Source organism: Aquincola tertiaricarbonis, assembly GCF_000969605.1.
Classification (GTDB): Bacteria; Pseudomonadota; Gammaproteobacteria; order Burkholderiales; family Burkholderiaceae_C; genus Aquincola; species Aquincola tertiaricarbonis.
The window spans coordinates 201,788-227,832 of the sequence record NZ_JZUE01000012.1 but is presented as its reverse complement, the minus strand read 5'-3'; the positions used below and the strand labels follow the sequence as shown (position 1 = coordinate 227,832).

20 protein-coding genes and 1 pseudogene are annotated in these 26,045 nt (G+C 71.1%); 11 read left to right on the top strand and 10 right to left on the bottom strand.

The genetic code is table 11. The features are described from left to right. Positions 1-63 precede the first annotated feature (63 nt). Positions 64-1,143, top strand: a complete 1,080-nt coding sequence (locus tag VO99_RS16845; protein ID WP_083440666.1) for a fatty acid desaturase — start codon at positions 64-66, stop codon at positions 1,141-1,143. Positions 1,144-1,165: 22 nt separating this feature from the next. Here the strand turns inward: VO99_RS16845 and VO99_RS31350 are convergent. Continuing rightward, positions 1,166-2,773: pseudogene (locus VO99_RS31350) on the bottom strand (ATP-binding protein); the annotation flags it as partial. Between the two features lie 1,247 nt (positions 2,774-4,020). Here VO99_RS31350 and VO99_RS16835 point away from each other — a divergent pair. Then, positions 4,021-6,462 (top strand): glucose/quinate/shikimate family membrane-bound PQQ-dependent dehydrogenase, encoded by a 2,442-nt coding sequence (locus VO99_RS16835; protein WP_046114015.1) that lies wholly within the window; start codon positions 4,021-4,023, stop codon positions 6,460-6,462. 15 nt (positions 6,463-6,477) lie between these two features. Beyond that, a complete protein-coding gene (locus tag VO99_RS16830; RefSeq protein WP_046114014.1) occupies positions 6,478-7,578 on the top strand; it encodes a catalase family protein in 1,101 nt (366 codons plus the stop codon). Between the two features lie 9 nt (positions 7,579-7,587). Here VO99_RS16830 and VO99_RS16825 read toward each other — a convergent pair whose 3' ends face one another. Further along, complete coding sequence (locus VO99_RS16825; protein WP_046114013.1) at positions 7,588-8,466, bottom strand: transglutaminase-like domain-containing protein; 879 nt, start codon at positions 8,464-8,466, stop codon at positions 7,588-7,590. 321 nt (positions 8,467-8,787) lie between these two features. On the opposite strand from VO99_RS16825, the gene infA reads away from it, so the two are divergent. After that, entirely contained in the window at positions 8,788-9,033 is a 246-nt protein-coding gene (gene infA / locus VO99_RS16820) for a translation initiation factor IF-1 (RefSeq protein ID WP_046114012.1), read from the top strand. A 12-nt stretch (positions 9,034-9,045) separates the two neighbouring features. On the opposite strand, the gene VO99_RS16815 is transcribed toward infA, so the two are convergent. Next, on the bottom strand, positions 9,046-9,957 hold the full coding sequence (locus tag VO99_RS16815; RefSeq protein WP_046114011.1) for a LysR family transcriptional regulator: 912 nt from the start codon (positions 9,955-9,957) through the stop codon (positions 9,046-9,048). Between the two features lie 70 nt (positions 9,958-10,027). Between VO99_RS16815 and VO99_RS16810 the strand changes: the two genes are divergently transcribed. The 4 genes from VO99_RS16810 (at position 10,028) to VO99_RS16795 (ending at position 14,384) form a co-directional block, all read left to right on the top strand. Further along, positions 10,028-11,116: a dihydrodipicolinate synthase family protein gene (locus tag VO99_RS16810; RefSeq protein WP_083440665.1), complete on the top strand. Its 1,089-nt coding sequence runs from the start codon at positions 10,028-10,030 to the stop codon at positions 11,114-11,116. Positions 11,117-11,150: 34 nt separating this feature from the next. After that, complete coding sequence (locus VO99_RS16805) at positions 11,151-12,305, top strand: mandelate racemase/muconate lactonizing enzyme family protein (RefSeq protein ID WP_046114010.1); 1,155 nt, start codon at positions 11,151-11,153, stop codon at positions 12,303-12,305. Between the two features lie 64 nt (positions 12,306-12,369). Beyond that, complete coding sequence (locus VO99_RS16800) at positions 12,370-13,386, top strand: tripartite tricarboxylate transporter substrate binding protein (RefSeq protein WP_046114009.1); 1,017 nt, start codon at positions 12,370-12,372, stop codon at positions 13,384-13,386. Further along, on the top strand, positions 13,383-14,384 hold the full coding sequence (locus VO99_RS16795) for an NAD(P)-dependent oxidoreductase (RefSeq protein WP_046114008.1): 1,002 nt from the start codon (positions 13,383-13,385) through the stop codon (positions 14,382-14,384). The genes VO99_RS16800 and VO99_RS16795 overlap by 4 nt, the downstream gene beginning before the upstream one ends. Here the strand turns inward: VO99_RS16795 and truD are convergent. The 7 genes from truD to VO99_RS30870 form a co-directional block, all read right to left on the bottom strand. Beyond that, positions 14,355-15,407, bottom strand: coding sequence for a tRNA pseudouridine(13) synthase TruD (gene truD, locus VO99_RS16790; RefSeq protein WP_046114007.1), 1,053 nt, complete (start codon positions 15,405-15,407; stop codon positions 14,355-14,357). The two genes, VO99_RS16795 and truD, sit on opposite strands and share 30 nt — an antisense overlap. Before the next feature lie 42 nt (positions 15,408-15,449). After that, positions 15,450-16,598 carry a sensor histidine kinase gene (locus tag VO99_RS16785; protein WP_310733662.1) on the bottom strand — a complete coding sequence of 383 codons (1,149 nt, stop codon included), beginning with the start codon at positions 16,596-16,598 and terminating at the stop codon, positions 15,450-15,452. A 100-nt stretch (positions 16,599-16,698) separates the two neighbouring features. Beyond that, the gene (locus VO99_RS16780) at positions 16,699-17,472 is read right to left on the bottom strand and encodes an enoyl-CoA hydratase/isomerase family protein (protein ID WP_046114006.1); all 774 of its coding nucleotides are present in this window, start codon (positions 17,470-17,472) and stop codon (positions 16,699-16,701) included. Continuing rightward, positions 17,469-18,695, bottom strand: a complete 1,227-nt coding sequence (locus VO99_RS16775) for a CaiB/BaiF CoA transferase family protein (RefSeq protein WP_259374795.1) — start codon at positions 18,693-18,695, stop codon at positions 17,469-17,471. The genes VO99_RS16780 and VO99_RS16775 overlap by 4 nt, the downstream gene beginning before the upstream one ends. A 46-nt stretch (positions 18,696-18,741) precedes the next feature. Next, complete coding sequence (locus VO99_RS16770; protein WP_046114004.1) at positions 18,742-19,719, bottom strand: Bug family tripartite tricarboxylate transporter substrate binding protein; 978 nt, start codon at positions 19,717-19,719, stop codon at positions 18,742-18,744. 64 nt (positions 19,720-19,783) lie between these two features. Continuing rightward, entirely contained in the window at positions 19,784-20,710 is a 927-nt protein-coding gene (locus VO99_RS16765; RefSeq protein ID WP_046114003.1) for a LysR family transcriptional regulator, read from the bottom strand. Positions 20,711-20,794: 84 nt separating this feature from the next. Continuing rightward, positions 20,795-21,787: a hypothetical protein gene (locus VO99_RS30870; RefSeq protein ID WP_052736404.1), complete on the bottom strand. Its 993-nt coding sequence runs from the start codon at positions 21,785-21,787 to the stop codon at positions 20,795-20,797. Positions 21,788-22,050: 263 nt separating this feature from the next. On the opposite strand from VO99_RS30870, the gene VO99_RS30865 reads away from it, so the two are divergent. The 3 genes from VO99_RS30865 to VO99_RS16740 all read left to right on the top strand — a co-directional run bounded on the left by VO99_RS30865 (position 22,051) and on the right by VO99_RS16740 (position 26,044). Further along, positions 22,051-22,689: a response regulator gene (locus tag VO99_RS30865; RefSeq protein WP_046114002.1), complete on the top strand. Its 639-nt coding sequence runs from the start codon at positions 22,051-22,053 to the stop codon at positions 22,687-22,689. A gap of 108 nt (positions 22,690-22,797) precedes the next feature. Beyond that, entirely contained in the window at positions 22,798-25,647 is a 2,850-nt protein-coding gene (locus VO99_RS28930) for a response regulator (protein ID WP_052736402.1), read from the top strand. A 13-nt stretch (positions 25,648-25,660) separates the two neighbouring features. Next, positions 25,661-26,044, top strand: a complete 384-nt coding sequence (locus tag VO99_RS16740; RefSeq protein ID WP_046114001.1) for a response regulator — start codon at positions 25,661-25,663, stop codon at positions 26,042-26,044. The last annotated feature ends 1 nt before the right edge of the window (position 26,045 follow it).

Here is a 26,045-nt window from a genome sequence, read left to right as displayed (position 1 = left end):
AGAAAGAACCTCTTGACGGTTCACACCTAGCCTTGCGTGTTCCCCGAATGCTCCCACAGTTACATGATGATTCCTGCTTCCTGCGGTGGTGCCCCCGCGGCCATTCCGCACCGCAAGGAGATCCGCGCCTGGATGGCGCCGATCGCCTCGCGCAGCACCCCGCTGGCCCTGGCCCTGACCCTCGCCGACCTGCTGTTCTTCCTGCTGTCACTCGGCATCGCCGTGCTGGCCTCGCATCCCGCGGTGCAGCTGCTGGCCGGCTGCGTCACCGGCTTCGTGATCGCGCGGCTGTTCATCCTGGGCCATGACGCCTGCCACCAGGCCTTCACGCCGCACCGCCGGCTCAACCGCTGGCTGGGGCGCCTGGTGTTCCTGCCCTCGCTGACGCCCTACAGCCTGTGGGAGGTGGGGCACAACGTGGTGCACCACGGCTACACCAACCTGAAGGGCTTCGACTTCGTCTGGGAGCCGCGCACGCTGGCCGAATACCAGGCGCTGCCCCGCTGGCGCCGCGTGCTGGAGCGGGTGTACCGCAGCGGCTGGGCGCCGTGGCTGTACTACCTGGTGGAGATCTGGTGGGCGCGCCTGCTGTTTCCCAGCCGGCGCCACATGCCCACGCGGCGTGCCGTGTTCACCGCTGACGGCCTGCTGGTCTGTGCCTTTGCCGCGCTGTGGGTGGCTGCGCTGGTGGCCGCTGCGGATGCCACCGGGCAGTCGGCCTGGTGGCTGGTGTCGGTGGGCTTCGTGCTGCCCTTCGTGGTGTGGAACGGCTTCATCGGCTTCGTGGTGTACGTGCACCACACCCACCAGGGCGTGGCCTGGCACCAGGACAAGAAGCGCTGGGCCGTGGCGCAGCCCTTCGTGTCGACCACGGTGCACCTCACCTTCCGCTCGGCCATGGGCAGCGCGCTGCACCACATCATGGAGCACACCGCCCACCATGTGGACATGAGCGTGCCGCTGTACCGCCTGAAGCGTGCGCAGTGGCTGCTGGAGCAGCGCATGCCCGGGCGCATCGTGGTGCAGCCCTTCTCGTGGCGCTGGTACGTGCGCACCGCCCGCGCCTGCAAGCTCTACGACTATGAGCGGCAGTGCTGGACCGACTGGCACGGCCGCGCCACCAGCCCCCCAGTGGCGGCCTGACGCGGCCTCAGCGCCCGGCGCGCTGCAGCACCTGCCGCACCTTGCGCGCCAGCGCCTCGGCGGTGTAGGGCTTGCTCAGCAGGTCCACGCCGGCGTCCAGCCGGCCGTTGTGCACGATGGCGTTCTCGGTATAGCCCGAGGTGAACAGCACCGCGATGCCGGGCAGCCGCTCGCGTGCCTTGCGCGCCAGCTCCGGGCTGCGCAGCGGGCCGGGCATCACCACGTCGGTGAACAGCAGGTCGATCGGCGTGCCGCTCTCGATGACGCCCAGCGCACTGGCCGCGTCGCGCGCCTTCAGCACCCGGTAGCCCAGGTCGCCCAGCATCGAGACCACGGTCTCGCGCACCTCGTCGTCGTCCTCCACCACCAGCACCGTCTCGCTGCCGCCCTGGGGCCCGCTGTCCATCCGGTCCACCGGGCGGTCCTCGGCGCGCAGCGCCCGCGGCAGGTACAGGCGCACCGTGGTGCCTTCGCCCAGCTCGCTGTAGATCTTGACGTGGCCGCCGGACTGCTTGACGAAGCCATAGACCATGGACAGGCCCAGGCCCGTGCCCTTGCCCTCGGGCTTGGTGCTGAAGAAGGGCTCGAACACCCGCTCCAGCAGCTCGGGCGCGATGCCGCTGCCGGTGTCGCTCACCGCCACCATCACGTACTGGCCGGGCTGCAGGTCCTCGTGGACGCGGGCGTAGTCGTCGTCCAGCATCGCATTGCCGGCCTCGATGGTCAGGCGGCCCGGGCCGTCCATCGCGTCGCGGCCGTTGATGGCCAGGTTGAGGATGGCGTTCTCCAGCTGGCCGGGGTCGACGAAGGTGTTCCACAGGCCGCCGGAGCTCACCGTTTCCAGCTCCACCTCCTCGCCCAGCGCGCGGCGCAGCATGTCGTCCATCTCGCGCACCAGTCGGCCGACGTTCACCACCTTGGGCTCCAGCGGCTGACGGCGGCCGAAGGCCAGCAGCTGCGAGGCCAGCTTGGAGCCGCGGGCCACGCCGGCCAGGGCCTTCTTCACCCGCTCCTGCGCGCGCGCATCGTCGCCCACGTGGCGTGACAGCAGCTGCAGGTTGCCGCTGACCACCTGCAGCAGGTTGTTGAAGTCGTGCGCCACGCCGCCGGTGAGCGCACCCAGCGCCTCCATGCGCTGGGCCTGCCGCAGTGCGGCCTGGGCCGCCTCGCGCTCGGCCGATTCGCGGCGCAGCTGGTCCAGCGCCTGGGCCAGCTCGGCGGTGCGCTCGGCCACGTGCTGCTCCAGCGTTTCGTTCAGGCGCTGCAAAGCTTCCTCCGCCTGGCGCTGGTGCGTGACGTCGTAGCCGTCCACGAAGATGCCGCTCACCCGGCCTTCGTTGTCGGCCAGCGGCTGGTACACCAGGTGCACGAAGCGCTGCTCGGTGGGTGCGCCCGGCTCCCGCTGCAACTGCACCGCCACGTTGCGCCCGGCATAGGGCCGGCCGCTGCGATACACCTCGTCCAGGATCTCGAAGAGGCCCTGGCCTGCGACCTCGGGCAGGGCCTCGCGCACCGTCAGGCCCAGCAGCTTCCGGTGCCCGACCAGGCTGGCATAGGCATGGTTGACCAGCGCGAAGCGGTGCTCCGGCCCCTGCAGCAGGCACATGAAGCTGGGCGCCTGCTCGAACATGCGCTGCAGGCGGTCGCGTTCCTCGGTCAGCCGGGCATTGGCCTCGCGAAGCGCCTCGGCGGCCTGCTGGCGCAGCAGCGCGGCCTCGGCCAGTGCGGCCATGCGGGCCTGCTCGGCCTCGAAGGCCTCGGCATTGGCCAGGCTGGAGGCGATCTGCCCGGCCACCAGTTGCAGGAAGCCCAGGTAGTCCGCGTCACCGAGGCGGAAGGGATTGAGGCCCACCACCATCGCGCCCATCGGCCGCTCGGTACCCTGGCCGATCAGCGGCACCACCGCCACCTGGGACGGCGCCTGGCCATGCAGGCCGGCGGGCAGGGCCTGCAGCACCGCTGGCGGCAGCAGGCCGGCCAACGGCAGCAGCCGGGCGCCTTCGCCCTGCCACAGCGGCTGCAGCGGCCAGTGCGCGGCATCGGTGGCCGCATGCCCGGCCGGCAGGCCGCCGCAGCACAGCGGCTCAGCGGCGGCCTGCTGCGGCTGCGCCGCGGTGTCGAAGCGGTAGGCGATGTAGAAGGGCAGGTCCACCTCGCTGCCGGCCAGGGCCGTTTCAGTGGCGCGCAGCACCGCGTGGCGGGTGCCGGCCACCGACAGGCCCGAAGCCAGGTCGCGCAGCGTGGCCAGCCGGCGCTCGCTGATCACGCGGTCGGTCTCCTCGGTCACCGCGCAGAACACGCCTTCCACCCGGCCGCCATCGCCATGCAGCGGGCTGTACGAGAAGGTGTGGAAAGTCTCCTCCGCATAACCGTGACGGTTGACCACCAGCCGCAGCGCGCGGTCCCAGGTGGATTCGCCCTGCTCGTACACCCGTTGCAGGCGCGGCGCCACGTCCTGCCAGATCTCGGGCCACAGCGCCTGCGTGGGCATGGCCAGCGAACGCGGATGCTTGGCGCCCAGCGTGGGCCGGTACGCATCGTTGTAGAGGAAGGCCACCTCCGGTCCCCAGCCCAGCCACATCTCGAAGCGCGAGGTGAGCAGCAGCCGCACCGCCACCTTCAGCGCATGCGGCCAGCCCGATACCGGGCCCAGCGTGCTGGCCGACCAGTCGTGCGCGCGCATCAGCTGCGCCATCTCGCCCTCACCGGGGAACACGTCGGCAAGGGCGTCGCTGGGCAGGTGAGCGGTCATCGGGTCCATCGGGGTGCTGCTGCGGGAACGGCGGCCCGGCAACTGGCGGACCCGTGCGCACTGTCGCATGCCGCGGGTACAGGGTTTGCCGCAATGCTGGCGCTACCTGTCGAGGATCTGGAACCATGGTGAGTGCAAGCGTTCGTCGGCCCGCGGCCACAGGCTTCGTGTTTTCGTTGATCGGCCTGGGCTTGCTGGGGGGCGGCGCCTGGCTGGCCGCCCTGGGCGGCAGCTGGTACTACGTGCTGGCCGGCGTGGCCATGCTGGCCACCGGCCTGCTGCTGTGGCGCGGCAGCGCGGCGGCGCTGCTGGTGTATGCGCTGTTCGTGCTGGGCACCATCGCCTGGGCGCTGTGGGAGGTGGGGCTGGACTGGTGGCCGCTGGCCGCGCGGGGCGACGTGGTGTTCCTGCTCGGCCTGTGGCTGCTCACGCCGTGGGTGGCCCGCGGCCTGGGCCTGGACGAGGGTGGCCGCCGCGGCGGTGTGGGCTGGAGCGGCCCGCGGGCCGGGCTGGGCCTGCTGCTGGCGCTGTTCCTGGTGCTGGCGGTGGTGTCCTGGTTCGTCGACAAGCACCGCATCGAAGGCACCGCGCCGCCGCCGCTGACCAGCAACCCGGCCATCCCCTCCGCAGTGCCGGAAGGCGAGTGGCATGCCTATGGCCGCACCGGCGCCGGCCAGCGCTATTCGCCGCTGTCGCAGATCACGCCGCAGAACGTGGACCAGCTGGAAGTGGCCTGGCACTACCGCACCGGCGACGTGCGCGGCCGCCCCGGCGACCCCGAGGAAACCACCTTCGAGGTGACGCCGCTGAAGGTGGGCAACCGCCTCTTCCTGTGCACGCCGCACCAGTCGGTGGTGGCCCTGGATGCCACCACCGGCCAGCAGCTGTGGCGCTATGAGCCGCAGATCCAGGGCGCCGGCGCCCTGGCGCTGCAACACCTGACCTGCCGCGGCCTCTCGTACCACGCACCGCGCACCGCGGGCACCGCGGCGCCGGATGCGTCGGTGGCCACCGCCGCCAGCGCGCCGGCCACGCCGCCGCCCGACGCGCCTTGCCGCAACAAGCTGTTCATGCCCACGGCCGATGGCCGCGTCATCGCGCTGGACCCGGGCACCGGCGCGCGCTGCCAGACCTTCGGCGTGGATGGCCAGATCGACCTGTGGACGCAGATGCCCAACGTGAAGCCGGGCGCGTACTACAGCACCTCGCCGGTGGTGGTGACGGAGCGGCTGCTGATCGTCGGCGGCACGGTGCTGGACAACGTCTCCACCCAGGAAGCCTCCGGCGTGATCCGCGCCTACGACATCGACACCGGCGCGCTGGTGTGGAACTGGGATTCCGGCAACCCCGAGGCCACCGAGCCCCTGCCGCCGGGCCAGACCTACACGCCCAATTCGCCCAACAGCTGGAGCATCTCCAGCGTGGACGAGGCGCTGGGCCTGGTCTACGTCCCGCTGGGCAACCAGCCGCCCGACCAGTGGGGCGGCCAGCGCAGCGAGGCGGTGGAGAAGTATTCGTCCTCCGTGGTGGCACTGGAGCTGGCCAGCGGCAAGGTGCGCTGGGTGTTCCAGACGGTGCACCACGACCTGTGGGACTACGACGTGCCCGCCCAGCCCACGCTGGTGGACCTGACCATCGACAACCGGCTGGTGCCGGCGCTGGTGCAGCCCACCAAGCAGGGCGAGCTCTTCGTGCTGGACCGCCGCACCGGCCAGCCGGTGCATGCGGTGACCGAGGATGCGGTGCCGCAGGGCGCGGCCGAAGGCGACCGCACCGCACCCACGCAGCCGCGCTCGGCGCTCTCGTTCAACCCGCCGCCGCTGCGCGAGCGCGACATGTGGGGCGCCACGATGTTCGACCAGCTGGCCTGCCGCATCGCCTTCAAGCGGCTGCGCTACGAAGGCCGCTACACGCCGCCTTCCACCCAGGGCACGCTGGTGTACCCGGGCAACTTCGGCGTCTTCAACTGGGGCGGGGTGTCGGTCGATCCGCAGCGGCAGATCGTGTTCGCCACGCCCACCTACCTGGCCTTCGTCAGCCAGCTGGTGCCGCGCCAGGACGACAGCACGATGTACGTGCAGGGCAAGGACAAGCCCAACGACAGCCTGCCCGCGCTCAACGAGAACTTCGGCGCGCCCTTCGCCGTCAAGCTCAGCGCCTTCACCTCCCAGCTCGGCCTGCCCTGCCAGGCGCCGCCCTGGGGCTACGTGGCGGGTGCCGACCTGGTGAGCGGCCAGACCATCTGGATGCACAAGAACGGCACCGTGCGCGACAGCTCGCCGCTGCCGCTGCCCTTCCGCATGGGCGTGCCCAACCTGGGCGGGCCCATCACCACCGCGGGCGGCGTGGCCTTCCTGTCGGGCACGCTGGACTACTACGTGCGCGCCTACGACATCACCAACGGCAAGCAGCTGTGGCAGCACCGCCTGCCCGCCGGTGGCCAGGCCACGCCCATGACCTACCTGGGCGCCGATGGCCGCCAGTACCTGGTGGTGGCCGCCGGCGGGCATGGCTCGCTGGGCACCCGCACCGGCGACAGCGTGATCGCCTATGCCTTGCCCCGCTAACCCAAGGAAGCTGCTTTGAGCCTGACCATCACCCCCTTGCGCTACCAACCCGGCTTCGAGGCCGCCGAGCCCGACGAGGCCCAGACCGACGACGCCCTGCGCGACACCATGCTGGCCATCAGCCAGAAGGTGGCGCAGGACGAAGGCCATGCCCACCGCAGCGTGCATGCCAAGAGCCACGGCCTGCTGCAGGGCACGCTGACCGTGCAGCCCGGCCTGCCGCCCGAGCTGGCGCAGGGCCTGTGCGCGCAGCCGGGCACTTACGCCGCCGTGATGCGCCTGTCGTCCACCCCGGGCGACCTGCTGGACGACAGCGTCAGCACGCCCCGCGGCATGGCGGTCAAGGTCGTCGGCGTGCCGGGTGAACGGCTGCCTGGCAGCGAGGACGACGGCACCCAGGACCTGCTGATGGTCAACGGCCCGGTGTTCAGCGCGCCCACCGCGGCCAAGTTCCTGAAGACCCTGAAGCTGCTGGCCGCCACCACCGACAAGGCGCCGAATGCCAAGAAGGTGCTGTCGGCCGCGCTGCGCGGGCTGGAGTCGCTGATCGAGAAGGCCGGCGGCGAAAGCGGCACGCTCAAGGCCCTGGGCGGCCACCCGGCCACGCACATCCTGGGCGAGACCTTCTTCACCCAGGTGCCGATGCTGTGGGGACCCTACATGGCCAAGCTGTCGCTGGCGCCGGTGTCGCCCGAGCTGCAGGCGCTGGGCGGCCAGCCGATCGAGCTGAAGGGCCTGCCCGATGCGCTGCGCGGCGTGGTGCGCGAGCACTTCGGCCGCCATGGCGGCACCTGGGCGCTGCGGGTGCAGCTGTGCACCGATCTCGAGGCCATGCCCATCGAGGACGCCACCGTGGAGTGGCCGGAAAGCCGGAGCCCGTGGCACACCGTGGCCCTGCTGGAGGTGCCGCCGCAGAACAGCTGGAGCGGCCCGCGCTCCGAAGCCATCGACGACGGCATGTCCTTCAGCCCCTGGCACGGCCTGGCCGCGCACCGGCCCATCGGCTCCATCATGCGGGTGCGCAAGGCGTCCTACGAGGCCGCGGCCCAGTTCCGCGCCAGGCTCAACGGCGTGAGCGTGGCCGAGCCGAAAGGCGTGGAGGGCTTGCCGCGCTGAGCGGGGGGCTCAGGCCGCCAGCAGCGCCGCGTCGGTCGACAGCGCGTCCATGCAGTGGAAGGGCAACGAGAAGCCCCGCACCGCATCCTCGATGGCCACGGCGCGCAGCACTGGCGGCTTGCCCTTGACGCTGCCGAAGATGGTGGCGAAGGCCACGTCGGCCGCATCGCGGCCCACGCCGATGCGAATCAGGCCCATGGGGATCGCGGTGCCCGACGGATCGAAGATGTACCAGCGGTGGCCGAGGTACACCTCCACGTAGGCATGGAAGTCCGGCGGGCCCAGCGTGGGGTCGGCGCCGAAGTCGGTGCCGGTGGTCATGCGCGCCGGGATGCTCAGCGCACGGCACAGCGCGATCATCAGGTGCGCGAAGTCGCGGCAGACGCCCACCTGGTCGGTCAGCGTGTCCAGCGCCGAGGTGCTGGAGTTGCTGGTGTTGGACGTGAAGGCCACATGGTTGCGCACCCAGTCGCGGATGGCCTGCACCCGACGGTAGCCCTGCGGCAGGTGGCCGAACTGCGAGATGGCGAAGCGCCCCAGCCGGTCCGACGGGCAGTAGCGGCTGGGGTAGATGTAGCTGATGACCTCCAGCGGCAGGTCGGCCACCGGGATCTCCGGCACGCCCCATGGATCGCTGCGGTGGTGGGTGAGGGTCACCAGCGACGAATAGCGCAGGGTCAGCTCGCCGGGCTGGGCGCGCAGCCGCAGGTAGCGGCCCTGGGTGCGCGGGTCCACGTCCAGCCGCGGCGTGATGGGCTGGCTGAGGGTGAGCACCTCTTCGGCCACGCCCTGCGCGGGCGTGAGCGCCGGATGGAAGTTCAGGACGAAGTCCGCGCCCGGGCGCTCCACCTGATAGGAAAGCTCGACGTTCAGCTGGATGTGGATCATGGCGGCCTCGGTAGGGATAGGGCCCGGCCAACATCCGCCGAACTTGTCTAGACGTGTATGGTAGGCGGAAGGTGTAGTATCGGGGCCACAGACAGGCAAGACCTTCCATCCGTAGGTCTCCTCGCCCGCCCTCCGCTCCCTTGGAGGCACGGGCCGATGCTCGCACCGCTCATCGATTCTCTTGTCGTCTCTGCGAAAGCCGCCCCGCGGGCTGGCGTCTGCACACGATCACCACCGCGCTGGCGGCCGACGGGCGCACCCGTCGCTGCTGGCGGGTTGGCCCGTTGTGCTGTTTGGATTCACCCTGTTAACGGAGCGCCCATGGCCAAGGAAGAACTCATTGAAATGCGCGGCGTCGTCGCCGAAGTGCTGCCCGACTCGCGCTACCGCGTCACGCTGGACAACGGCCATCAACTCGTGGCTTACACCGCCGGCAAGATGCGCAAGCACCACATCCGCGTGCTGGCCGGCGACCGCGTGTCGCTGGAGCTGTCGCCCTACGACCTGAGCAAGGGTCGCATCAGCTTCCGCCACCTGGACGACCGCGGCGGCGCACCCCGGCGCTGAGCCACCCCGGGCCTACCGCCACACGGTGGGCACCAGCGTGGCCTGCACGATCCCGCGGATCGCATGGGCCACCGCGCGTATCGCGGCCGAAGCCGGCTGGCGGCTGGACATCGCCAGCGTCAGCACCCGCGGCACCGTCGGCCGCACGATGGCGGCACTGCTCAGTCGCCCGGCGGCCAGTTCCTCGTGCACCAGCTGGTAGGGCAGCACGCTGTAGAGCCCGCCGCGGAACACCAGGTCCTTCATGGTCAGCATGGAGTCGGCCTCCACTTCCACCCGCAGCTGCACGCCGGCACGGCGGCAGATCTGGTCGAGCGCGCTGCGCAGGCCGTTGGGCCGTGAGGCCAGCACCAGCGGCAGGGCCGCCATCTGGCGGAATCCCATGGGCGGCGCGTCGGGCGCAAAGGCGTCCGGCGGGCCGATCACCAGGCTGTTGACCACGCACAGCCGCTCCTCGCCCGGCGGGTCCATGCGGCCGAAGCGGTTGATCACCGCCAGGTCCAGGTCGCCGCTGGCCAGGCGCTCGTCCAGCGCATGCGAGAAACCATCGACGAACTGCAGCCGGATGCGAGGATGGTGCTGCGCCACGTGCCGGTAGAGCATGCCCACCAGCGGCTGCGCGGCCGCCGGCACCATGCCCACCCGCACCACGCCGCCCGGCTGGCCGCCCACCTCGGCGGCCTCGGCCGCGGCCCGCTGCATGTCGGCCAGCGCGGCGCGCAGGCGCGGCGCCAGGTGCTGCCCCGCCTCGGTCATCGACACGCCGCGGCCGGTGCGCTCGAACAGCCGCACGCCCAGTTCCGCTTCCAGCGCCGCGATGTGCCGGCTGAGGACTGACTGCGCCACCTCCAGCTGCGTGGCGGCGCGGGAGATGTTGCCGCTTTGCGCCACCGCCAGGAAAGCTTCGATGCGATGCAGGTTCATGCTCTGAAAGCATAGCTGAAATACCCTGCGATATCTTTTTGGCAAGGCCGACGCTGCCTACAGTGGGCCCATGCCTTCCCACCCGAACCCCCTGCCGCCGGCCGCCGATGCGCTCGACCGCCTGCAACCTGCCCGTGCCGCCTGGCTGCGGCGCCTGCTGCCCGACGGCGTGCCACGGCTGTGGTGTCCGCTGCTCACGCCCTACACCGCATCCGGCGCCATCGACGCCGAACGGCTGCGCGCGCATCTGCGCTTCCTCCAGCCGCATGTGAAGGGCCTGCTGGTGCCGGGCTCCACCGGCGACGGCTGGCAGCTCTCGGACACCGAAGCCCGCGCGCTGCTGGACCTGCTGGCCGACGAGGCGAAGCCGCGGGGCCTGCAGCTGCTGGTGGGCGTGCTCAAGACCACCACGGCCGGGGTGCTGGCCGCGCTGCAGCAGCACATGGCCTGGCTGCGCCGGCGGGCGCCCGACGCAGCCGCCGGCGATGCCGACGTGCTGCGCGCCAGCGGCGTGTGCGGCTTCACCGTGTGCCCGCCCCAGGGCGAGCACCTGACGCAGCCCGAGCTGCTGGCGGCGCTGGATGCGGTGCTGGCCACGGGCCTGCCCATCGCGCTGTACCAGCTGCCGCAGGTCACCGGCAACGAGATGGCGCCGCAGACCGTGGCGGCGCTGGCCGACCGCCATGCCAACCTGCTGATGCTCAAGGACACCAGCGGCGCCGACCGGGTGGCGGCAGCGGGCTTCCGCCAGGCCTTCCTGGTGCGCGGCGCCGAAGGCGGCTACAGCCGGCACTTGGCGCTGGCCGGTGGCGACTACGACGGCTTCCTGCTCAGCACCGCCAACGTCTTCGGGCCGCAGCTGGCCGAACTGATCGGCCATGTGCAGGCCGGCCGCCAGCCCGAGGCCGACGCCTTGTCCGCCCGCATCGAGGCGGTGGCCGATGCAGTGTTCGGCGCCGCCGCCGCGCTGCCCTACGGCAATGCCTTCACCAATGCCAACAAGGCACTGGACCACTACATGGCCCACGGGCCCGAGGCCGGCCGCATCGCCGGCCCGCGGCTGCACTCCGGCCAGCAGCTGCCGGCCGGACTGATCGAGCAGGCCGGCCAGGCACTGCGCACCCATGGGCTGATGCCGCAGCGCGGCTACCTGGCCTGAACCTGTCCAGACAAGCAAGAAGGAGACGAGACCGATGGCATCCCCCGCACACCGCATCCGCGACATCCAGGCCTTTGCCGTGTCCTTTCCCATCGCGCCCGAGAACTCGGTGCAGCTGGGCATGGGCCGCGCGGTGAAGAAAGACGCCGTGGTGGTCAAGGTCACCACCGACAGCGGCCTGGTCGGCTGGGGCGAATCGCACCACGGCAAGGCCCACACCGCGGTGGCACAGCTGGTCAACACCACGCTGCGGCAGCTGGCCGTGGGCATGGACGCCACCGACGTGGTGGGCGTGTGGGACCGCATCTACTGGAAGCAGCTGGCCAGCCACGGCGTGGGCGCCGGCTGCGCCATGGCGATGAGCGGCATCGACCTGGCGCTGTGGGACATCCGCGGCAAGGCCGTGGGCTGGCCGCTGTACAAGCTGCTGGGCGGATCGGCCAAGCCGGTGCCGGCCTACGCGGGCGGCGTGTCGCTGGGCTTCCAGGACCCCGCCGCGCTGGTGGACGAGGCGCTGCCCCACATCGAGGCCGGCTACAAGGCCATCAAGCTGCGCGTGGGCGACAGCCCGGCGCGCGACCTGCAGCGGGTGAAGGCGGTGCGGGAGGCGGTGGGCGACGAGGTCACCATCCTGGTGGACGCCAACACCGGCTACGACCTGAACGACGCCCGCCAGGCCATGCCCGGCTTCGACGCGCTGGGCGTGGCCTGGCTGGAGGAACCCTTCGCGCCGCACGACCACCGCAGCTACAAGCTGGCGCGTGGCTACGGCCGGGTGCCGCTGGCCGCGGGCGAGAACCACTTCACCCGCTACGAGTTCAGCCGCGTGATCGAGGATGGCGACATCACCATCCTGCAGCCCGACCTGTCGAAGGCCGGCGGCATCACCGAACTGCTGCGCATCGCGGCCATGGCCTCGGCCTACAAGCTGCCGATCAATCCGCACACCTGCATGACCGGCATCAACATGGCGGCGTCCATCCACTTCCTGGCGGCCATCGACAACGGCGGCTACTTCGAGGGCGACGTGTCGAAGAACAACCTCTACCGCGACAGCCTGGTGAGCCGGCCCTTCCAGATCAACCGCGACGGCTGCGTGCGCCCGCTGGAGGCGCCGGGCATCGGCGTGGAGGTGGACGAAGCCTTCCTCTCGGCCTACCCGCCGGTGGAGGGCCCCGGCTACATCTGAAGCACCCCCCGACGGCCGCCGCCAGATGCGGCCGCGACACCCCCGCACCACCGGAGACAAGCACATGCCCCAAGCGACCTCGTTCCCCGCCCGGCGCCGCATCGGCCTGCTGGCCCTGATGATCGCCGCGGCCACCGGCGCCGCCACGCTGCCCGCCGCGGCCCAGGGCCCGGCCACTGCCGCGGCGTACCCCGCCAGGCCCATCCGCATCATCGTGCCGTACCCGCCGGGCGGCTTCAACGACACGCTGGCGCGTACCGTGGGCGCCAAGCTGCAGGCCGCCTGGGGCCAGACGGTGACGGTGGAGAACAAGCCCGGCGGCGGCACCCTCATCGGCACCGATGCGGCGGCCAAGTCGGCGCCCGACGGCTACACGCTCTTCGTCACGCCGTTTGCGTTCGCGGTCAACCAGGCCATCTTCAAGAAGCTGCCCTACGACCCGGTGAAGGACTTCGCGCCCATCACGCTGGCGGCCAGCACGCCCAACCTGCTGGTGGTGAATGCGGCGCTGCCGGTGAACAGCGTGGCCGAGCTGCTGGCCCTGGCCAAGGCCAAGCCGGGCACCATCAACTACGCCTCCACCGGCACCGGTTCGTCCAACCACCTGTCGATGGAGAAGTTCAAGCAGATGGCCGGCGTGGACATCACCCACGTGCCCTACAAGGGCAGCGGCCCGGCCGTCACCGACCTGATCGGCGGCCAGGTGGGCGTGATGTTCGACAACATCCCCAACGTCATCCAGCATGTGAAGGCCGGCAAGCTCAAGGCGCTGGCCGTGAGCACGCCCAAGCCCACGCCGCATGCGCCTGGCGTGCCCACCGTGGCCGAAGCCGGCGTCCCGGGCTACGAGGTGGACGTGTGGTTCGGCTTTGCCGCGCCGGCCGGCGTGCCGCAGCCCATCCTGGACAAGCTGAACACCGAGATCGTCAAGGCCCTGCACAGCCCCGACGTGAAGGAGAAGTTCGCAGCCCAAGGCGTGGATGCCATCGGCAGCAGCGCACCGCAGTTCGCGGCCTACCTGAAGGACCAGATGGCCAAGTGGAGCAAGGTGGTGCAGGACGCCGGGGTGACGCCCGAATGACGGCGCCGGCGGCTGCAGGCGAACCCGGGCGCCGCCCGCTGGTGCTGCTCACGGGCCCGCTGCACGCACCGGCCCGCCAGCGCATCGAAGCGGTGGCCGAGGTGCGGCTGGTGCCGGACACCCAGCCCGACACCCTCCGGCGCCTGGTGCGCGACGCCGACGTGCTGGTGGTGCGATCCAACCTGCCCGCCGACCTGCTGGACCATGCGCCCCGGCTGCGCGCCATCGTGCGCCCGGGCGTGGGCGTGGACATGATCCCGGTGGCCGCGGCCACGGCCCGTGGCATTCCGGTGGCCAACGTGCCCGGCAGCAACCGGCAGGCGGTGGCCGAGCATGTGATCACCGCGCTAGGCGTGCTGCTGCGCCGGCAGCACCGCATGGATGCGCTGCTGCACAGCGAAGGCTGGGCCGCCAGCCGCGCGCTGGCCGACGGCGCGGGCGAACTGGCGCGGCAGACCATCGGCATCGTGGGCGTGGGCAGCATCGGCCTGCGCGTGGCCGAGATCGCGCACCACGGCTACCGCATGCAGGTGCTGGGGCACCAGCGGCGCCTGGAGGGGCTGCCGGCATTCGTCGAAGGCTGCGCGCTGGACGAGCTGCTGGCGCGCAGCCGCTTCGTGGTGCTGACCTGCCCGCTGACCGAGGCCACGCGCGGGCTGCTCGATGCGCGGCGCATCGGCCTGCTGCGGCGGGATGCGCTGCTGGTCAACGTGTCGCGCGGCGCCATCGTGGACGAGGCCGCGCTGGTGGACGCGCTGCGCGGGCAGCGCATCGCGGGGGCGGCGCTGGACGTGTTCGTGCAGCAGCCCCTGCCTGAAGGGCATGCCTTGTTGACGCTGCCGAATGTGCTGCTGACGCCGCATGCCGCCGGGCTCACGGAGGAGAGCATGGCGGCGATGAGCGACGGCGCGGCGGACGAGGTGGTGAGGGTGCTGCGCGGGGAGGGCGTGCGCAACGGCGTGAACCTGTCAGTCGACGGAGCTCATGGCCGGGCTTGAAGGCATCGACGGATCGGACGCGGACGACGCCTCCTCCCCATGACGCTCAGGCTCCGTGGTGCGCAGGATCTCGTTCAGCACCGACGTGGCGTAATTGCCCGCGGGCAGCGAGAACGCCAGCACGAGCTGGTCGGCCTGCGGCCATTCCCACGCCAGGTCCACCGGGCTTGCCACCAGGGCGCGGCGTTCCTGGTCCAGGCCGGCGTGTTCCATGCCGTTGCACAAGGTGGCGTGACGTTCGGCCACACCGTTTTCCAGCGCCTGCGCCTGGTCGGTGGTGGCCACGCGGCCCCGACCCCACAGCGGCCCGGTGGGCCGGCCCGCCTCGTCCATCACGTCGCCGGGCAGGGTCTGGCCCCACAGGCCTTGCTGGATCCGCAGCGCCAGCACTTCGTTGAAGACGAAGGAGCGCACCGCCGACAGGTAGATGCCCTTCTTCTTCGGATGGCGCACGCGGATCTCGCGCGCCAGCATGGCCCGGCCCTGCTCGACGTTGCCGCCGTCATGGCCAAAGCGCTGGGCGCCGAAGTAGTTGGGCACGCCCTGCGAGGCCACGGCCTTCAGGTTGGCCTCGATGGCCTCGCGGTCGCCGGCCACGTCGCGCAGCACGATGCGGAACCGGTTGCCCTGCAGGTCGCCGGGGCGCAGCTTCTTCACATGGCGGCTCTGGCCCAGCACCTTGAATTCCGGATGCTGCAGCCGCGTGAGGTCGGGCATCTCGCCCTTGGGCAGGTAGAGGCTGAACCACTGGCGGGTGATGGCGTAGCGATCCTTGAGGCCGGCATAGCCCACGTCGCGTTCCTGCACGCCGGCGGCCTCGGCCAGCTGCTGGGCGACGAAGGCGGTGTTGGCGCCGTTCTTCTCCACTTCCAGCCAGAGGTGTTCGCCCGTACCGGACGGCGGCTGCAGCGGCAGCTCGGTCACGCTGAAGTCCTCGTTGAGGCGCTTGAGCGTGGCGCTGGCGCCGCTGGCGGGATAGGCGTTGGGCCAGGGCGGCAAGGTCGTGTAGTGGGGGTCGGTCATGAGCGGGCTGACGGCACCAGCCGTGAAGCGGGTGATTCTCGGTCACCCGCCGGGCACGCCCTCGGGCTCCACCCGCCGCAGCCCGATCGTGAACACGCAGCCCACGCCGGGCATGTTGTCCACCGTCAGCGTGCCGCCCATCGCCTGCACGTCCTGCCGGGCGATCGACAGGCCCAGGCCCAGGCCCGAGCGGTCCTTGCCGAGCTGCGCGAACGAGCGGAACAGCGTCGTGCGGTAGTTCGGCGGCAGGCCGCCGCAATGGTCCTCGACCGCGATGCGCACCTGGCCATCGGCCGCCTGCACCCGCAGGTGCACCGTGGTGTGCGCATGGGTGAACTTGAAGGCGTTGCCCAGCAGGTTGACCAGGGCGCCGTGCGCCAGCGTGCGGTTGGCCTCCACCTGCAGCGCAGGGTCCACCGGCTCCACCACCAGCACCGCGCCGCGCGCATCCGCGTCGAGCTGTGCGCCATGCTGCACATCGGCGATGAAGTCGGCCACCGAGAAGATGGTGGTCGGCACCGGCAGCTGCCCGCCGGCCCGCACGTCGGTCAGCGAGGTCTCCAGCAGCTGCCGCATGAAGGCCAGGCTGCGCTTGAGCACCGCACCGGTGGCGCCCGAGACGGGCAGGCTGCCCTGCTGCATCGCGGTGACCGCCAGGCTGGCGGCATGCAAGGCATTGCGCAGCTCATGCACCAGGAAGCCGAAGCGTTCATTCGCCTCCACGGCCGATGCATGCACCTGCAGGGCGTCGCGCTGCAGGCTGAAGGCGGTCACCGCATCGGCGATGGCGTTGTCCAGGCAGCGGTTGAGTGTCTTGAACTCGGGGATCGAGAACGGCGCATCCCGCTCGAAGGCCAGCTCGGTGATGGCCTGGCACAGGTCGCCGTAGTCATGCACCACCTGGTTCACGCTGTAGCCCAGGCCCAGCAGGGCCTTGCCATGCGCCGTCGCGCTGACGCCGATCTCCGTCGTCGCAGGGGAGGTGCCGCCCGATCCGCCGGAAATGCGCAGGCTTTCGCCGCCTTCCTGCGCATCCTCGGCCACCAGCGTCTGGCGCAGCTGTTCCAGGAACAGCGGGACGCCGTTCTGCAGTTGATGGTCCGAGGCCTTGCGCCCCGGTCGGGCTGCCACCTTGGCCTTGCACCTCGCCACCAGTTCGTCGCGGTTGTTCGCGAGGAAGTCGTGCATCATCGTCGTGGCCCCCTTCAGCACATGCCGATTCCCGACAGAGGTCAGGTTCGGGCTACCCGGACGATGCCGCTGCGCGGGCCGAAAGGTCTGTGCGTCGGAGTTATGCCCCGCGCCAGACCGCCGCCCGCTTTTCACCGAAGGACTGTACGCCTTCCTGGAAGTCAGCACTGCCGTAACAGGTCCTCACCAGATCATCCCCCTGCGGCAAGCCGGCGAGATTGATGCGGCGCAACCCTTCCTTGGTGACCGCCTGCGTCACCGGCGCCAGCGCCAGCAGGCGGTCGCAGAGCTTGCCGGCTTCGGCCTGAAGGTCTTCACTTGCACACAGCGCCTGCAGCCAGCCACAGGCCAGCGCCTCGTCGGCGTTGATCAACTCCGCCAGCACCAGCATCCGCCTCACCCGCTGCAAGCCCCATCCCGCCTGCAGCCTCGCGAGGTTCGCGATCGACAAGGTGTTGCCCAAGGTCCGCGCAATCGGCACCCCGAAGCGCGACTTCGGGCTGGCGATGCGGAAGTCGCAGGCATTGGCGATCGCCAGCCCGCCGCCCACCGCCCAGCCGTCGATCACGGCCAGCGTGGGCATGGGCAGGGCTTCGATCAGGGCGATGCCGTCGTCGATCTGCCGCTCGTAGGCCACGCCGTCGTCGCCGGTGCGGAAGTCGGCGAACTGGCTGATGTCGGTGCCGGCCACGAAGGCTTCGCCGCCGGCGCCGCGCATCACCACCACGCGCGCCGTGCGCTCCGTGGCCAGCTGCCGGCAATGCTGCGCAAGCTGCTGGTACATCGCCCAGGTCATCGCATTGCGGGCTTCGGGCCGGTCGAAGGTGAGGGTCGCGATGCGGCCCTCACGGGCCAGCGTGACCTGGCCCGTCATGGCTTGCGGGCGCTTGCGGCCGCGCCGAAGGCACCGCCAGCGGCCAGGGCCTCGCGCTCGTCGTCGCCGATGCCGTATTCGGCCAGCACCTCGGCGGTATGTTCGCCCAGCCGCGGCGGGTGGCGGCGCACCTGCTGCGGCGTGCCCATCATCTTCACCGCGAAGCCGATGTTGGGCACCTTGCCTTCCACCGGATGGTCGATCTCCATGCGCATCTTGCGGTGGCGGCCGTGCTCGCTCTCGAAGGCCTGCGGGTAGCTCAGGATCGGTCCGGCCGGAATGCCGGTGGCCAGCAGCCGTTCGATCCAGTGGTCGGCCGTGTCCTGCGCAAAGCTCTGCTCCAGCGCCTCGATCAGCACCACCCGGTTGGCGAGCCGCAATGACACGGTGGCAAAGCGTTCGTCGGCCAGCAGGTCGGGGCGCTCGATCACCTTGCACAGGGTCTGCCACAGCTTCTGGTTGGTCGCACCCATCACGAACCAGCCGTCGGCCGCCTTCACCGCCTGGTAGGGCGCGCTCATGCGGTTGGCGGTGCCCAGCGGCTCGGGCTCGCGGCCGGTGCCCCAGTATTCGCTGATGTCCCATACCGAGAACGCCATGGCCGAGTCGAACAGGCTGGCGTCGATGTACTGGCCCTGCCCGGTGTTCTTCGCGCCGATGTAGGCGGCCAGCAGGCCGTAGGTGGCAAACAGCGCGCAGCCGATGTCGGCCACCGGCACGCCGGCCTTCACCGGCGGGCTGCCGGGGTAGCCGGTCACGCTCATCACGCCCGACATGGCCTGCGCCATCAGGTCGAAACCCGGCCGCGCGGCCCACGGCCCGGTCTGGCCGAAGCCCGAGATGCTCACATAGACAAGTGCGGGGTTGAGCTTGCTCAGCGTCTCGTAGTCGGTGCCTAGCCGCTTCATCACGCCGGGGCGGTAGTTCTCCACCAGGATGTCGGCCTCCTTGACCATGCGGTACAGCACCTCGCGGCCGCTCTCGCTCTTCAGGTCCAGCGTCACGCTGCGCTTGTTGCGGTTCATGTTGAGGAAGCCCATGCTGTCGGGCCCCTTCATCCTGAAGCCCATCGCGCCGCGGGTCTGGTCGCCGCCTTCGGGCGGCTCGATCTTCACCACGTCGGCGCCCAGGTCGGCCAGCAGCATGCAGGCATAGGGGCCGGCCATCACCTGGCTCACGTCCAGCACGCGCACGCCGGCCAGCGGCAGGGGGCGTTGCGCCACGGCGGTGTCTTGCGTCGTCTGTTGTTGCGTCATCTGCTTGCTTCCTTCAGCTCTCGACCTTGACGTTCGCGTCCTTCACCACCTTGGCCCACTTGCTGAACTCGGTGTCGATGAAGCTGGCGAACTTCTGGCTGCTGCCGCCCGCGTCCTCGGCGCCGAATTCGTCCAGCTTGGCCGCGATGTCGGGCTGGTTGATCACGCGGTTCACGTCCTCGTTCATGCGCTGCACCATCTCGGCCGGCAGGCCCTTGGGGCCCACGAGGCCATACCAGGAGGCGGCGTCCAGGCCCGGGAAGCCCGATTCGTGCAGCGTGGGCACGCTGGGATGGCTCTTGGCGCGGGTGAGCCGCGTCTGGGCAATGGCGATGGCCTTGCCCTGCTTGATGAAGGGCGTGGCCGCGGTCATGGTGTCGAAGGCATAGTCGATCTGGCCGCCCAGCAGGTCGACGATCAACGCGCCCGAGCCCTTGTAGGGCACGTGCACCGCCTGCAGCTTGCCCTGCAGCTTGAACATCTCCAGCGCCAGGTGCTGGGCCGAGCCGATGCCCGACGAGCCGAACGACACCTGCCCCGGCTTGCTGCGGCACAGGGCGACGATCTCGGGGATGCTGCGCACCGACTGCTTGTCGCTGCAGGTCAGCATGTTGGGCGTGACGCCCACCAGCGCGATGGGCGAGAAGTCGCGCCGCGCGTCGTAGCGCACATTGGGCAGCAGGGCCGGCGCAATGGCATGGCTGTTGACGTGGGCCATCAGCAGCGTGCTGCCGTCGGCGGGCTGCTTGGCCACGTAGTCGGCGGCGATCACGCCGGTGGCGCCGGGCTTGTTCTCCACGTTCACCGTGGTGTTCCACAGCGCGCCCAGCTTCTGGCCGATCACGCGGGCCAGCACGTCGGTGCCGCCGCCGGGCGCGAAGCCCACCACGATGCGCACCGGCCCGGCCGGCAGCGGCCCTGCGGCCCGCAGCCAGGCCGGGCTGCCCAGGGCGGCCGCGGCGGCGGCCATCGTGAAGGTTCTTCTTTGCATCGCGGGTCTCCTGCTTGGGGTGCAGGGACTATTGGCGAAGGCCGCCCGCGCGGCCATCGCTCATTCAGCGACGCTGCATTCGCGGTTGGCGTATGCGGATGTCGGCCAGCACGCCCACCACGCCCTGCGCGGCGCGCGACAGCGCGGCCAGCGGCCGGTGGCACAGCACGAACTGCCGCCGTGCCCAGTCGCCTTCGATCGGCACCCGCGCGAAGCGCGCGCCGCCGGCCACGCTGCGCGCCACGGCCTGCGGCATCACGCCGACGCCCAGGCCCTGCGCCACCAGCGCCGCGATGCTGTCGAAGCCGCCCACCCGCATGCGCATCCGCAGGATGCGACCGGCCTCGTCGGCCAGGCGTTCCAGCGCGATGCTGATGGCCGAGCCTTCGCCCAGGCTGATGAGATCGCAGCCCAGGATGTCGTCGATGCCCACCGCGCCGCGCCCGGCCAGCGCATGGCCGCGCGGCGTCACCAGCACCAGCCGGTCGCTGCGGTAGGGCAGGGAGGGCAGGTCGATGGCGCCCAGGCTGGCTTCATAGATGCCCACGTCGGCCAGGCCGCGCTTGAGCGCCTGCTGCACGATCTGGCTGTTCATCTCCTGAAGGTCGATGCGCACGCCGGGGCAGGCGAGGGCGCAGCGCTCGATGTCGGCCGGCATGAACTGGATGACGGCCGACTTGGGCGCCGCGATGCGCACCACGCCCTGGTCGCCGCCCAAGTAGGAGGCCGCGTCGTCCTGCATGCGGCTGACGGTGTGGGTGATGCTGCGTGCATGGGCCAGCATCGCGCGCCCGGCATCGGTGAGTGCCATGCCGTGCGGCCGGCGCTCGAACAGCGGCAGGCCGAACTGCGCCTCCAGCTCCTGGATGCGGCGTGAAGCCGCGGCCGGCGCGATGTGCACCCGCCCGGCCGCGCGCGTCACGCCGCCCAGTTCGGCCGTGGCGATGAAGAGCTGCAGCGTGGTGAGGTCGAAGTGCAGCCGCTGGGTCATGCGGGCGGACGCTGTGCGTGGCTGGGGCAGGGCCGCCGATTGTCATCGCACGGCTGGCCCGCCCCGCAGCGCCTGCCGGCGGCGCTACTTGGTCTTGCCGCTGTCGCTGCCGCCCACGCCGGCGCTGCCGCTGCCCAGGCTGCTGGCGCTGCCACCGCCCGAGCTGCCCTGGCCGCCGGCCGACGAATGCTCGCTGCCGCCGCCATCGGCCCCGGTGCGCGAGCCGGTGAGCGAGGCGCTGCTGCCGGAGCCGCTGCCGGAGCCGGTGCCCATGCCGCTGGTCAAGCCGGTGCTGCTGCCGGCGCTGGTGTTGCTGCCGCCTGCCTTGCGGTTGCCGCGCCACTGGTTGAACTCTTCGGAGAACTTCTTGTAGCGGTCCTCGCGCCACGCGCGGTAGTCGTCGTCCAGGTTGCGCATCTGCTCGTTGCGCCACTGGTGGTAGTCGGGGTCGAAGTGGTGCTGCTCATGCCCGCCCTGGCCGCCCTGGCCGCCCTGGCCGCCGTAACCCTGGGAGCCATAACCGCCCTGCGACGCATAACCGCCCGGCATGCCCTGCTGGCCCTGGCCATAGCCGCCCTGGCCTTGCCCGTAGTGGCTTTGCACACCGGATTCCCGGCCACCGCCCTGGCCGCCGCCGTAGCCGCCCTCCGCGCCGCCGCCATAGCCACCCTGGTTGCCACCCGGCGCGCCCATGCCGCCGCCGTAGCCGCCTTGCGCGCCTTGGCCGCCGCCCTGGCCGCCGTAGCCGTAACCCTGGTCGCCCGAAGGCGACGATGCGGATTGCCGCTGCAGGCCCAGGTCGTGGTCCTGGCCGCTGAAGCCGCCGCGCGAGCCGTAGCCGGCCTCGCCGCTGCGCTGCTGGCCGTACTGGTTGCCGCCGCCGGCCTGGCCCCCTTGGCCGCCTTGCTGGCCGCCGCCGAAGTCCCATGCATGCTGCTGGCCGCCGCGCTGCAGGCGCTGGTCGTCGCCCCAGCCGCCGCCTTGCTGGCCGCCGTGGCTGCCGCCCTGCTGTTCATGCTGCGAATGTTGCGGCCCCTGCTGGCCCTGCCAGCGCCGCGGATCGTCGTGCTGCGTCATCTCCGTGTCCTTTCAAATGGGAGTTGAAGGCACCAGGAGCGGGCAAGGCATGTGCCGCCAGGCTTGCGGCAAAGCCGACAGCCCGCTCGATCCGCCGGCGGGCTGGAGCTTCATCCATGCCTTCAGAAGCAGGCAAATATTTGCCATGCGCAGGTGGTGCATGCCGATGGGCAGCGGGGTCCGTCGCGCCTAGAGTGACGTGCACATATGAGGAGTACCGCAGCACGCATGGGGCCTGGCGTCACAGGCCCGATCCATCATCCATGAGAGCGCTGATCGTCGATGATCATCCGGTGGTTCGCCGGGGCTTGCGCAGGGTGCTGGAACTGGAGTGGGACGACGCCCACGTGATCGAGGCAGACACCCTGGCGCAGGCCTTGCGCGCCTTCGATGAGTCGCGCCCGGACATCGTGGTGCTGGACGCCAACCTGCCCGATGCCCACGGCACCGATGCGCTGGCGCGCATGCGCCGCGTGAGCGGCGAGGTGCCGATCCTGATGCTCAGCCGCAGCCGCGAAGCCACCCATGCGCAGCGCCTGCTGCAGCTGGGCGCGGCCGGTTGCGTGAGCAAGGACCGCACCGGCGAAGAACTGATCCCGGCCATCACCCGCGTGATGGGCCATGGCCGCTGGCTGCCGCCGGAGCTGGCCGACCGCCTGCTGGCCACCCGCCCCGACGGCGAGCCCGCCCACCTGCCGCATGCGCTGCTCACGCCACAGGAGATGCGGGTGATGGTGCTGTTCGGCGCGGGCCTGAAGCCGCCGCAGGTGGCCGAGCGCCTGCAGCTCACGCAGAAGACGGTGGCCAACTACCGCATGCGGGTGCTGGCCAAGATGGGCTGGCAAGGCCATGCCGAGCTGGTGCGCTACTGCCAGCAGCATGGGCTGACCGACGGCGGCTGAGCCGTTTGGCGGCAGGGCAGGCAAGGTCTTTGCCTCCGAGGCTGAAGGGGGCAGGCCCCACCGGGGCCGCACGACAGCATGCGAGGAACGACGTCTTTCAGGAGTGCGGTGTATGCGGGCTTCACGCTGGCCATCGTGGCGGCCCTGGCCCTGGGCGTGCTCACCTGGTATGCCGCGTGGCAGAGCCAGGCCGCCAGCGACTACGTGCGCGACACCCGGCAGGTGATGCAGACCCTCACCGCCACCGAGGCCAGCTTCAATCGCGCCGAGGCCGCCCAGCGCGGCTACATCAACCTGCGCCGCCAGTCCTTCGTGGACGAGCGCGACGACGCCATCGAGGCACTGACCAACCACCTGGCCACGCTCTCGCGCTGGCGCCAGGGCGGGCCCGAGCAGCAGCGCCGCATCCAGAACCTGCGCGCTGCCTTCGACGACCGGCTGCAGGCCTACCGCGAGGTGCAGGCGCTGTACGACGCCGGCAAGCCGGTGGTGCTGGAAGACCGGCTGGTGGCCTCGCAGCGGCTGCTGGGCCGCATCCGCAGCCAGCTGGCCGAGATCGAGGGCGAGCTGCAGGCCGACCTGGCGGCGCACGAGGCCGAGGCCGAGCGGCAGTCGGCCATCTCACGGCTGCTGTTCCTGGTGTTCGGCGCGGCGCTGGTGGCGCTGCTGCTGCTGATGTTCTGGCGCGTGCGGGCCGACCTGCTGGGCCGCGCGGAGGCGGAGGCCGATGCCGCGCGCGAGCGGGCACTGAACGGCCTGCATGCGCGTGCGCTCACGCTGTTCAATGCCAAGCCCGACCGCAAGGCGGTGCTGGAGGGCACGCTGGCGCTGCTGGCCGAAAGCGATGGCGGGCTGTTCCCGGTGTCGGCCTTTTATTCGCTGGAGGAATGGGGCTCGCTGCGGCTGGTGGCCGCGCACGGCACGCCGTCGGACACCAAGGCCCTGCTGGATGCGCACGACGGCCCGCTGGGCCGCGCCGCGCTCGGCGGCGAGCCGGTGCTGCTGCAGGGGCTGGACGCGGCCCATGGCCTGCGCATCGAGACCGGCCTGGCGGTGCTCAAGCCCGCCGCGCTGCTGATGGCGCCGGTGGGCTACCAGGGCCGGCGCTTCGGCGTGATGGTGCTGGGCTCGTCCCGCGCGCTGCAGGAGCGCGACCGCCAGTTCGTCGAACGGCTGGCCGCGCAGCTGGGTGTCGCCCTGAACAACCTGTCGCAGCTGGACGGGCTCAACCTGCTGGCCAGCGAGCTGCGGGAGCGCGGCGAGGACATCCAGCGCAAGAACGAGCAGCTGGAGCTGGCCAGCCGGCTCAAGAGCGAGTTCGTGGCCAGCATGTCGCATGAGCTGCGCACGCCGCTGAATGCGGTGATCGGCTTCTCCGAGATCCTGCGCGACGGCCTGGTGGGCCCGCTGGCGCCGCAGCAGCGCCAGTACGTCAACGACATCTACGAGAGCGGCCGCCACCTGCTCTCGCTCATCAACGACATCCTGGACCTGTCGAAGATCGAGGCCGGGCAGATGAACCTCTCGCTCAGCGCGGAGCGGCCCGCGCAGCTGGCCGCCAGCGGCCTGTCGGTGGTGCGCGAGCGGGCCGCGGCGCGCCGGGTGGAGCTGGTGGGCCAGGTGCCCGACGACCTGGGCTTGGTGGTGCTGGACAGCCGGCGCACGCTGCAGATCGTGTTCAACCTGCTGTCCAACGCCGTCAAGTTCACGCCCGAGGGCGGGCAGGTCACGCTGTCGATGGCGCGGGTGCCCCGCGCGCAGGCAATGTCGCGCGCGGCCAGCGAGCACAGCCGGCTGTTTCCGCCGGCCGGCGCCGTCACGCCCGACTTCCTGGAGATCCGCGTGGCCGACACCGGCATCGGCATCGAGCCGGGCGCGCTGCGCGAGCTGTTCCAGCCGTTCAAGCAGGTGGATTCGTCGCTGTCCAAGCGCTACGAAGGCACCGGCCTGGGCCTGACGATGACGCAGCGACTGGTGGAGCTGCACGGCGGCGGGCTGGAGCTGTACAGCCGGCCGGGCGAGGGCTCGGTGTTCACCGTGTGGCTGCCCTGGCGGCCGCCCGAGGTGATGGCCGGCGGCGCGGCGGAGGCCGCCGCCCTGCCGCCGCCTGCGGCCGGCCTGCCGGCCCCGCCGCCGGCCGCGGTGCCCGGCCCGGCAACGCCGCCGGCGCCCGGTGCCAACGGCTCGGCCCGCATCCTGGTGATCGAGGACGACACCACCGCCGCGCGGGTACTGCGGCTGCAGCTGGAGTCGCACGGCTACCAGGTCAAGGTGGTGCCCGATGCCGAGACCGGCCTGGGCGAGGCCACCGCCTGGCGGCCCGATGCCATCGTGCTGGACGTGATCCTGCCGGGCATGGACGGCTGGGACATGCTCACCCGGCTGAAGGAGGCCGCGGCCACGCAGCGCATTCCGGTGGTGATCGTCTCCATCACCGACGAGCCCAGGCGCGGCTTCGCGCTGGGCGCCTCGCAGGTGTTGGTCAAGCCGGTGGAGCGCGAGGACCTGCTGGCCGCGCTGTCGTCCATGGGCATCGCGGTGAGCAGCGAGCCCGGGCGCGTGCTGGTGGTGGACGACGACCCCAAGGCCGTGACGCTGGTCAGCACGCACCTGGAGGCCGCGGGCTTCAGGCCGGTGTGCGCCTTCAGCGGCGAGGAGGCGCTGGCCATCGTGCGCCGCCAGCGGCCCGACCTCATCATCCTGGACCTGATGATGCCGCGCATGACCGGCTTCGACGTGCTGGACGCGCTGGCGCGGCAGCCCGAGACCGCCGGCATCGCGATCCTGGTGCTGACCGCCAAGCTGGTGACCGACGAGGACCGCGCCGTGCTGCGCGGCCGCGTGCAGACCATCCTGGAGAAGGCGGAGTACCAGCCCAACCAACTGGTGGCCGAGGTGCGCCGCGCGCTGCATCGCCAGCGCGTGGAGCCCGGCCACCGACCGACCAACGACCGCTGAAGGACGTTCGCCCATGGCAAGAATCCTGGTGATCGAAGACAACCAGCACAACCTGCAGCTGGCGCGCGTGGTGCTGGAGCATGCGGCCCACCAGGTGAGCACTGCCTCCGATGCGCAGCAGGGCCTGCAGCTGGCCCGGGCCGAGCGCCCGGACCTGGTGCTGATGGACATCCAGATGCCCGGCATGGACGGCCTGGACGCCACCCGTGCGCTGCGCCGCGACCCGGCCACGGCCCACCTGCGGGTGCTGGCCCTCACCGGCCTGGCGATGAACGGCGACGAGGAGCGCATCCTGGCCGCGGGCTGCGACGGCTACATCACCAAGCCCTACGAATACCGCGCGCTGCTGGAGAAGGTGGCCCAGCTGCTGGCGCGACCGGCGCGCGGCGGCGGCTAGC

What these genes read in the sequence shown, in the direction of transcription:
- VO99_RS16740 (WP_046114001.1), top strand. Translation starts at nt 25,661, where the DNA reads ATGGCAAGAATCCTGGTGATCGAAGACAACCAGCACAACCTGCAGCTG.
- infA (WP_046114012.1), top strand. Translation starts at nt 8,788, where the DNA reads ATGGCCAAGGAAGAACTCATTGAAATGCGCGGCGTCGTCGCCGAAGTG.
- VO99_RS16770 (WP_046114004.1), bottom strand. Translation starts at nt 19,719, where the DNA reads ATGCAAAGAAGAACCTTCACGATGGCCGCCGCCGCGGCCGCCCTGGGC.
- VO99_RS16815 (WP_046114011.1), bottom strand. Translation starts at nt 9,957, where the DNA reads ATGAACCTGCATCGCATCGAAGCTTTCCTGGCGGTGGCGCAAAGCGGC.
- VO99_RS16825 (WP_046114013.1), bottom strand. Translation starts at nt 8,466, where the DNA reads ATGATCCACATCCAGCTGAACGTCGAGCTTTCCTATCAGGTGGAGCGC.
- VO99_RS16785 (WP_310733662.1), bottom strand. Translation starts at nt 16,598, where the DNA reads ATGATGCACGACTTCCTCGCGAACAACCGCGACGAACTGGTGGCGAGG.
- VO99_RS16835 (WP_046114015.1), top strand. Translation starts at nt 4,021, where the DNA reads ATGGTGAGTGCAAGCGTTCGTCGGCCCGCGGCCACAGGCTTCGTGTTT.
- VO99_RS30870 (WP_052736404.1), bottom strand. Translation starts at nt 21,787, where the DNA reads ATGACGCAGCACGACGATCCGCGGCGCTGGCAGGGCCAGCAGGGGCCG.
- VO99_RS16845 (WP_083440666.1), top strand. Translation starts at nt 64, where the DNA reads ATGATGATTCCTGCTTCCTGCGGTGGTGCCCCCGCGGCCATTCCGCAC.
- VO99_RS16800 (WP_046114009.1), top strand. Translation starts at nt 12,370, where the DNA reads ATGCCCCAAGCGACCTCGTTCCCCGCCCGGCGCCGCATCGGCCTGCTG.
- VO99_RS16810 (WP_083440665.1), top strand. Translation starts at nt 10,028, where the DNA reads ATGCCTTCCCACCCGAACCCCCTGCCGCCGGCCGCCGATGCGCTCGAC.
- VO99_RS16795 (WP_046114008.1), top strand. Translation starts at nt 13,383, where the DNA reads ATGACGGCGCCGGCGGCTGCAGGCGAACCCGGGCGCCGCCCGCTGGTG.
- truD (WP_046114007.1), bottom strand. Translation starts at nt 15,407, where the DNA reads ATGACCGACCCCCACTACACGACCTTGCCGCCCTGGCCCAACGCCTAT.
- VO99_RS16805 (WP_046114010.1), top strand. Translation starts at nt 11,151, where the DNA reads ATGGCATCCCCCGCACACCGCATCCGCGACATCCAGGCCTTTGCCGTG.
- VO99_RS16765 (WP_046114003.1), bottom strand. Translation starts at nt 20,710, where the DNA reads ATGACCCAGCGGCTGCACTTCGACCTCACCACGCTGCAGCTCTTCATC.
- VO99_RS30865 (WP_046114002.1), top strand. Translation starts at nt 22,051, where the DNA reads ATGAGAGCGCTGATCGTCGATGATCATCCGGTGGTTCGCCGGGGCTTG.
- VO99_RS16780 (WP_046114006.1), bottom strand. Translation starts at nt 17,472, where the DNA reads ATGACGGGCCAGGTCACGCTGGCCCGTGAGGGCCGCATCGCGACCCTC.